Genomic DNA, 8,204 nt, shown 5'->3' on the forward strand with positions numbered 1-8,204 from the left:
TAGGAAACTAACCGCAGGTTGCTTAAAGCACTGCTTTGAGGTTGCAGATGAGACTGACGAAGTCAGGAACCATACCTACTCTAAGGGCGACGTTGACGAGGTTTGAAGAGATTTTCGAAGAGTATTAACTAGGAGAAGTTATGCGTTTTATCTATCTGATCATTGGTTTTTTATCACTAGCCTTGGCTATTGTTGGAGTTGTTTTACCTTTGCTGCCTACAACGCCTTTTCTTTTGTTGTCTATTGCTTGTTTCTCCAGAAGTTCTAAGCGCTTCGAAGATTGGCTTTATCATACTAAGCTCTATCAAGCATATGTTGCTGATTTTCGCGAGACTAAGTCTATTGCGCGTGAACGAAAGAAAAAAATCATCGTATCCATCTACATTTTGATGGGAATTTCCATTTATTTTGCTCCTCTCTTACCTGTCAAAATTGGTCTAGGAGCCTTGACCATCTTTATCACTTATTATCTCTTCAAGGTCATTCCAGACAAAGAATAGGTAAAATTTGTTACTATTTCCCTTGATAAAATTGAAAGCATATTCACAACAATATGATATAATAAATTCAAAGTAATCTTCAAGGAGAATCAAATGATTTACGAATTTTGTGCTGAAAATGTGACCTTGCTTGAAAAAGCGATGGAGGCTGGAGCTCGCCGAATCGAACTCTGTGATAATCTAGCAGTTGGTGGAACAACACCCAGCTATGGAGTGACCAAGGCAGCAGTTGAATTGGCAACCAACTACGATACGATCATTATGACCATGATTCGTCCCCGTGGTGGCGACTTTGTCTATAATGATATGGAAATTGCTATCATGCTAGAAGATATTCGTTTGACTGCTCAGGCTGGAAGTCAAGGGGTTGTATTTGGGGCTTTAACTGCTGAGAAGAAGTTGGATAAAACTAATCTGGAGAAGTTAATTGCTGCATCAAAAGGAATGGAAATTGTCTTCCACATGGCCTTTGATGAATTGAGTGATGAAGACCAGTTGGAAGCTATTGACTGGCTTAGCCAAGCTGGTGTCACCCGTATCCTGACTCGTGCTGGTGTGTCTGGCGATTCACTAGAGAAACGTTTTGCTCACTATCACAGAATTTTGGAACATGCTAAAGGTAAAATTGAAATTCTACCAGGTGGGGGGATTGACCTTGACAACCGTCAAACTTTTATCGACCAGTTGGGCGTGACACAATTGCATGGAACCAAGGTTGTCTTTTAAAAAATAGAAAGGAACTGCTAGCTTTGGGTAGCAGTTTTCACTTATGTTTGAAATTTTTAAATCCTATCAATTGAATCAAGAAAAGGCTCATGATTATGGTTTTGTAGAAAATGGTGGAGTCTGGACCTATAGTTGCCAGATTTTGCAAGGTGACTTTGTCATGACTGTATCTATCACTGCTGATAATGTGAGTTTTCAAGTCTTTGACCAGGAGACTGGTGATCTCTATCCTCAAGTCCATATGGAAAGCATGAGAGGAAGTTTTGTCGGAAATGTCCGTGAGGCTTGTTTGGAGATTCTTTACCAAATTCGGAAGGCTTGTTTTGATGCACAAGATTTTATCTGTCCTCAGACTAAGCGTATCATGGTTCAGGTTCAGGAAAAGTATGGAAATCAGTTGGAATATCTATGGGAGAAATCTCCTGATACGGCAGTATTACGTCATGAAGGCAATCAAAAGTGGTATGCTGTTTTGATGAAAATCTCTTGGAATAAATTGGAAAAGGGTAGAGAAGGTCTAGTCGAAGCAGTTAATCTTAAACACGACCAAGTATCCGATTTACTTTCACAAAAGGGTATTTATCCAGCTTTTCATATGAACAAACGCTACTGGATTAGTGTGGCTCTTGATGGTACTTTGTCAGATTCAGCAATCCTGGAATTGATAGAAAAAAGTTGGAACTTAACCTCTAAAAAATGAAACATTTCAAGGATTTTCAAGAACTTTCAATTAGCTAAATATTCTATACTGAAGAAATTTTCAGAAAATATTGGATTTTTTCTTGACAAGTACTTTTGCCTATGCTAAAATACTAAACAAGATATCAAACGAAGGAGAAAGTCAAACATGAAAACAGCTAAGTTTAATCAATTTGCTTTGTTGTTGAGGTACTCGGGCTAGTGCAAAAAGCATTAGTCCTGTTTGGCTTACCAAGCGGGAATGAATCAACATCTCGCTTGGACTTCTAAGCGAGATGTTTTTTTAAAACCACATTTGGAAAAGGGGAAATCTTATGAGAACAGTTGAATTTCTAGATACCAGCCTTCGGGATGGAGAACAGACACCTGGTGTTAATTTTTCAATCAAGGAAAAAATTGCCATTGCAAGACAGCTGGAGAAATGGGGTATTTCAGCAATTGAAGCTGGTTTTCCAGCGGCTAGTCCAGACTCATTTACGGCAGTTCAGGAGATTGCTAAGGCCTTGAAGAAAACAGCGGTGACTGGTTTGGCACGCTCTGTCAAGTCTGATATTGATGCTTGTTACGAGGCACTCAAGGACGCAAAGTATCCACAGGTTCATGTCTTTATCGCTACCAGTCCGATTCACCGAAAGTATAAGCTCAATAAGAGCAAGGAAGAGATTTTGAAAGCAATCAGTGAGCATGTCTCTTATGCCCGTTCTAAGTTTGAAGTGGTCGAATTCTCGCCAGAAGATGCGACTAGAACAGAGTTGGATTTCCTCTTGCAAGTTGTTCAAACAGCGGTTGATGCAGGTGCGACTTATATCAATATCCCTGATACGGTAGGATTTACCACACCAGAGGAATACGGAGCTATCTTCAAACACTTGATTGAGAATGTCAAGACGGATCGTCAGATTATCTATTCGCCTCACTGCCACGATGACCTTGGAATGGCAGTGGCTAATAGCCTTGCTGCCGTCAAGAATGGGGCAGGACGTGTCGAAGGAACCATCAATGGTATCGGGGAGCGAGCTGGTAATGCTGCTTTGGAAGAAATAGCAGTGGCGCTCAATATTCGCCAAGATTACTATCAAGCAGAAACTAGTATTGTTTTAAATGAAACCATCAATACGTCAGAAATGGTTTCTCGCTTCTCTGGTATTCCAGTTCCTAAAAACAAGGCTGTGGTTGGTGGTAATGCCTTTTCTCACGAATCTGGTATTCACCAAGATGGAGTCCTTAAAAATCCTCTTACCTATGAAATCATCACTCCTGAATTGGTAGGTGTCAAGAGTAATAGCCTTCCGCTTGGAAAATTATCTGGACGTCATGCTTTTGTTGAGAAACTGAGAGAATTGGCCCTAGATTTTACAGAAGAGGATATCAAACCACTCTTTGCGAAGTTCAAGGCACTGGCCGACAAGAAACAAGAAATCACAGATGCAGATATTCGTGCTCTGGTAGCTGGAATCATGGTTGAAAATCCAGAAGGCTTCCACTTTGATGATTTACAACTGCAAACCCATGCAGATAATGACATTGAAGCACTCGTTAGCCTAGCCAATATGGATGGTGAAAAAGTCGAATTTAATGCGACAGGGCAAGGTTCCGTTGAAGCGATTTTTAACGCTATCGATAAGTTCTTTAACCAATCCGTCCGCTTGGTATCCTATACTATTGACGCTGTGACAGATGGAATTGATGCCCAAGCTCGGGTCTTGGTTACTGTTGAAAATAGAGATACAGAAACCATCTTTAACGCAGCAGGTCTTGATTTCGATGTGTTGAAGGCTTCGGCTATTGCCTACATCAATGCCAATACCTTTGTTCAAAAAGAGAATGCTGGTGAGATGGGGCGAAGTGTTTCCTACCGCGATATGCCTAGTGTGTAAAGGAGAATGCTATGACAAAAAAAATAGTAGCTCTAGCAGGGGACGGAATCGGTCCAGAAATCATGGAGGCTGGTTTAGAGGTTCTGGAAGCCCTAGCTAAAAAAACAGGCTTTGTCTATGAAATAGACAGACGACCTTTTGGAGGTGCAGGTATCGATGCTGCAGGGCATCCCTTACCTGATGAAACCCTTAAAGTATGTCGTGAAGCAGATGCTATTCTCCTAGCGGCTATCGGTAGTCCTCAGTATGATGGAGCAGCGGTTCGGCCTGAACAAGGCTTGTTGGCTCTCCGTAAGGAACTCAATCTTTATGCCAATATTCGCCCAGTTAAGATTTTTGAGAGTCTCAAGCATTTGTCACCACTAAAACCAGAACGAATTGCTGGGGTGGACTTTGTCGTTGTGCGGGAGTTGACAGGCGGGATCTACTTCGGAGATCATATTCTTGAAGAGCAAAAAGCGCGTGATATCAATGACTATAGCTATGAGGAAGTGGAGCGGATTATTCGTAAAGCCTTTGAAATCGCAAGAAATCGCAGAAAAATCGTTACTAGTATCGATAAGCAAAATGTTTTAGCGACATCAAAACTCTGGCGGAAAGTAGCTGAGAAGGTCTCACAGGATTTCCCAGATGTGACCTTGGAACACCAGTTAGTGGACTCAGCTGCCATGCTCATGATTACCAATCCTGTCAAGTTTGATGTTATCGTAACGGAGAATCTTTTCGGAGATATTCTATCTGATGAATCAAGCGTTCTATCTGGCACGCTTGGAGTTATGCCATCAGCCAGTCATTCTGAAAATGGACCAAGTCTCTATGAACCTATTCACGGTTCAGCGCCTGATATTGCAGGTCAAGGAATTGCCAATCCTATCTCCATGATTTTATCAGTGGCCATGATGTTGAGAGATAGTTTTGGATGTTATGAGGATGCAGAGCGCATTGAACGTGCTGTTGAGGCAAGTTTAGCGGCTGGCGTTTTAACGAGAGATATAGGTGGACAGGCTTCGACCAAGGAAATGACAGAAGCTATTATTGCAAGGTTATGAAGTTAGACGAAAAAATTACTCTAGTCCTTTTGATTTGGAATGTCATGGTTTTCTTGATTTATGGCATTGACAAATCCAAGGCAAGAAGAGGTGCTTGGCGCATCCCAGAGAAAATCTTACTCATTTTGGCTCTTACTTGTGGTGGTTTTGGTGCCTGGTTAGCAGGAATCACCTTTCACCACAAGACTCGAAAATGGTATTTTAAAACAGTTTGGTTTCTCGGGATGGTAACCACACTAGTAGCCTTATATTTTATTTGGAGGTAATGGATGGCAGGAAAATCGATTTTTGATAAATTATGGGACCGCCATGTCATCACAGGAGAAGAGGGGCAGCCCCAACTCATGTATGTGGACCAGCACTATATTCATGAAGTGACTAGTCCCCAAGCTTTTCAAGGATTACGAGATGCAGGTCGCAGATTGAGACGGCCAGACTTGACATTTGGAACCTTTGACCACAATGTACCAACTGTCAATATCTACGATATTCGAGATGTCATTTCCAAGGCTCAAATTGATAAGCTTGCTGAAAATGTTGAGGAATTTGGGATCGAACATGCTGCCCACGGTTCTGAAAAACAGGGGATCGTTCACATGGTTGGTCCAGAAACAGGACGAACCCAACCAGGGAAATTTATTGTCTGTGGAGATAGCCATACAGCAACTCACGGAGCTTTCGGAGCAATCGCTTTTGGAATTGGGACCAGTGAAGTTGAGCATGTCTTCGCGACCCAGACACTCTGGCAGGTCAAACCCAAGAAAATGCTGGTGGAATTCACAGGAGTTCCTCAAAAGGGAGTTTATTCCAAGGATTTCATTTTAGCCTTGATTGCCAAGTACGGTGTTGCTTGCGGCGTTGGCTACGTGGTGGAATATCGTGGACAAGCTATTGATGCACTGAGCATGGAAGAGCGAATGACCATCTGCAATATGTCCATCGAGTTTGGATCCAAGATGGGAATCATGAATCCGGACCAAACCACCTATGATTATCTCAAGGGAAGGGAATGTATTCCAGAGGACTTTGAAGAGGCTGTGGCGGATTGGAAAACAATTGTCAGTGATGATGATGCTGTTTATGATAAGGTTATCCAGATGGATGTTTCAGACTTGGCTCCTATGGTGACCTGGGGAACCAACCCTGCTATGGGGGTTGACTTTGACAGTAGCTTCCCAGAAATCAAAGATATGAATGATGAGCGAGCTTACAATTATATGGATTTGGAACCAGGTCAAAAGCCAGAAGATATTGAACTAGGTTATATCTTTATCGGCTCTTGTACCAATGCTCGTCTCAGCGATTTGCAACTGGCTGCGCGATTTGTTAAAGGAAAGAAAATTGCTCCTAATCTAACAGCTATCGTGGTTCCAGGCTCTCGTCCTGTCAAACGAGCTGCTGAGAGGTTGGGCTTGGACAAGGTCTTTCTGGATGCTGGCTTTGAGTGGCGAGACCCAGGTTGCTCTATGTGCCTAGGGATGAATCCTGATAAGGTTCCAGATGGTGTCCACTGTGCCTCAACAAGCAATCGAAACTTTGAGGACAGACAAGGATTTGGCGCTAAGACCCATCTCTGCAGTCCAGCTATGGCAGCTGCGGCAGCTATCGCAGGGCGTTTCGTAGATGTTCGGCAAATGCCAGAAGCCCAGTAAGGAGAGGATATGGAGAAATTTACAGTTTATACGGGAACGACCGTTCCTCTCATGAATGATAACATCGACACCGACCAAATCCTACCCAAGCAGTTTCTAAAGTTAATTGATAAAAAAGGCTTTGGTAAGTACCTCATGTATGCTTGGCGTTATCTGGATGACAAGTATACTGAGGATCCAGACTTTGTCTTTAACAGATCTGAATACCGTAAAGCAACTATCCTCATCTCAGGGGATAACTTTGGGGCAGGTTCTTCGAGGGAACACGCAGCTTGGGCTCTAGCTGACTATGGTTTTAAAGTCGTGATTGCGGGGTCTTTTGGTGATATTCATTACAATAATGAACTCAATAATGGCATGTTGCCCATTGTTCAGCCCAGAGAGGTTCGAGAGAAACTAGCTCAGCTACAACCAAGTGACCAGGTAACTGTGGACTTGGAACAACAAAAAATCATCTCACCAGTTGGAGAATTCACTTTTGAAATCGATAGCGAATGGAAACACAAGCTCTTAAATGGTTTGGATGATATCGGTATTACTTTGCAGTATGAAGACTTGATTGCTGCTTATGAAAAACAACGACCAGACTACTGGCAGGATTAGAAGAAAAATAGAAAAGGAAATAGAACTATGACAAAACACATTCAATGGAACGGAACACTTTCACAAGAAGGCTACGACATTTTAAAAGGTGAGGGCGGATGTATCGTTTGTCCTACTAAAGTTGGTTACATTATCATGACTAGCGACAAGGCAGGACTTGAGCGCAAGTTCGCAGCCAAAGAACGTAACCGTAACAAACCAGGTGTTGTTCTCTGTGGTAGCATGGATGAGCTTCGCGCTTTAGCACAACTCAACCCAGAAATTGAAGCCTTTTACCAAAAACATTGGGACGAAGATATTCTTCTTGGCTGTATCCTTCCTTGGAAACCAGAAGCCTTTGAAGAACTCAAAGCATACGGTGATAGCCGTGAAGAACTTATGACTGACGTGCGTGGTACTAGCTGTTTTGTTATCAAATTCGGGAAAGCTGGTGAACAATTAGCTGCCAAACTTTGGGAAGAAGGCAAGATGGTCTATGCCTCATCTGCAAACCCATCTGGAAAAGGAAACCGTGGTAAGGTAGAAGGAATCGGAGAACGCATCGAAGGAGCAGTTGACCTTGTTATCGAGGCAGACGACTATGTGGCATCAATCCAGCCTGACAAAACGATTGAAACACGCTACGAGCAAGGTGTGATGGTATCTATGGTAGATAAAGACGGCAAACTAATTCCTGAACAAGGAGGAGCACGTTCAACTTCACCAGCTCCAGTTGTGATCCGTAAAGGGCTTGACATTGATAAAATCATGATGCACCTGTCAGACACCTTTAACTCATGGGACTACCGTCAGGGTGAGTATTATTAAGATAAAAAAGAAGTCTAGTGTTATGAGGGAATACCCCACTCTACACTAGGCTTTTCTTTAGAAATTCTTTTCTTTTTTTTATAGATATGATATGCTATAAGAGTAGTTGGTACTAATAGAATACGTACTCCTTAAACAATAAAAATGAAGGTGATGTAAAGATGAATTATAGTAATGTGAGCTTAGATAATTTTTGTGAATGGTTAATCAAGGAAAGAAAGAATTTTGAAAATAATTTAAAAGATGATTGTACTAAAAGTCAAAACTTACTAAAGGAATTTTTAAATGATT

General features: G+C 42.0%; 9 protein-coding genes. All 9 read left to right on the plus strand.

Annotation, left to right across the window (positions count from 1 at the left end):
* The first annotated feature begins 140 nt into the window (after positions 1-140).
* Positions 141-500, plus strand: coding sequence for a YbaN family protein (locus tag QZ565_RS06560; protein ID WP_084929549.1), 360 nt, complete (start codon positions 141-143; stop codon positions 498-500).
* A gap of 93 nt (positions 501-593) precedes the next feature.
* Positions 594-1,226, plus strand: a complete 633-nt coding sequence (locus QZ565_RS06565) for a copper homeostasis protein CutC (protein ID WP_295527238.1) — start codon at positions 594-596, stop codon at positions 1,224-1,226.
* A 43-nt stretch (positions 1,227-1,269) separates the two neighbouring features.
* The gene (locus QZ565_RS06570) at positions 1,270-1,926 is read left to right on the plus strand and encodes an MmcQ/YjbR family DNA-binding protein (RefSeq protein ID WP_295527241.1); all 657 of its coding nucleotides are present in this window, start codon (positions 1,270-1,272) and stop codon (positions 1,924-1,926) included.
* A gap of 313 nt (positions 1,927-2,239) precedes the next feature.
* Positions 2,240-3,802, plus strand: a complete 1,563-nt coding sequence (locus QZ565_RS06575; protein ID WP_295527243.1) for a 2-isopropylmalate synthase — start codon at positions 2,240-2,242, stop codon at positions 3,800-3,802.
* An 11-nt stretch (positions 3,803-3,813) separates the two neighbouring features.
* Positions 3,814-4,851 (plus strand): 3-isopropylmalate dehydrogenase, encoded by a 1,038-nt coding sequence (gene leuB, locus QZ565_RS06580; RefSeq protein ID WP_295527246.1) that lies wholly within the window; start codon positions 3,814-3,816, stop codon positions 4,849-4,851.
* Entirely contained in the window at positions 4,848-5,117 is a 270-nt protein-coding gene (locus QZ565_RS06585) for a DUF1294 domain-containing protein (protein WP_295527249.1), read from the plus strand. The genes leuB and QZ565_RS06585 overlap by 4 nt, the downstream gene beginning before the upstream one ends.
* Before the next feature lie 3 nt (positions 5,118-5,120).
* Positions 5,121-6,503, plus strand: a complete 1,383-nt coding sequence (leuC, locus tag QZ565_RS06590) for a 3-isopropylmalate dehydratase large subunit (RefSeq protein WP_295527252.1) — start codon at positions 5,121-5,123, stop codon at positions 6,501-6,503.
* Positions 6,504-6,512: 9 nt separating this feature from the next.
* A complete protein-coding gene (gene leuD / locus QZ565_RS06595) occupies positions 6,513-7,106 on the plus strand; it encodes a 3-isopropylmalate dehydratase small subunit (protein ID WP_295527255.1) in 594 nt (197 codons plus the stop codon).
* Between the two features lie 27 nt (positions 7,107-7,133).
* On the plus strand, positions 7,134-7,913 hold the full coding sequence (locus tag QZ565_RS06600) for a Sua5/YciO/YrdC/YwlC family protein (RefSeq protein WP_070478988.1): 780 nt from the start codon (positions 7,134-7,136) through the stop codon (positions 7,911-7,913).
* The last annotated feature ends 291 nt before the right edge of the window (positions 7,914-8,204 follow it).

This window comes from uncultured Streptococcus sp., assembly GCF_915066115.1.
Classification (GTDB): domain Bacteria; phylum Bacillota; class Bacilli; order Lactobacillales; family Streptococcaceae; genus Streptococcus.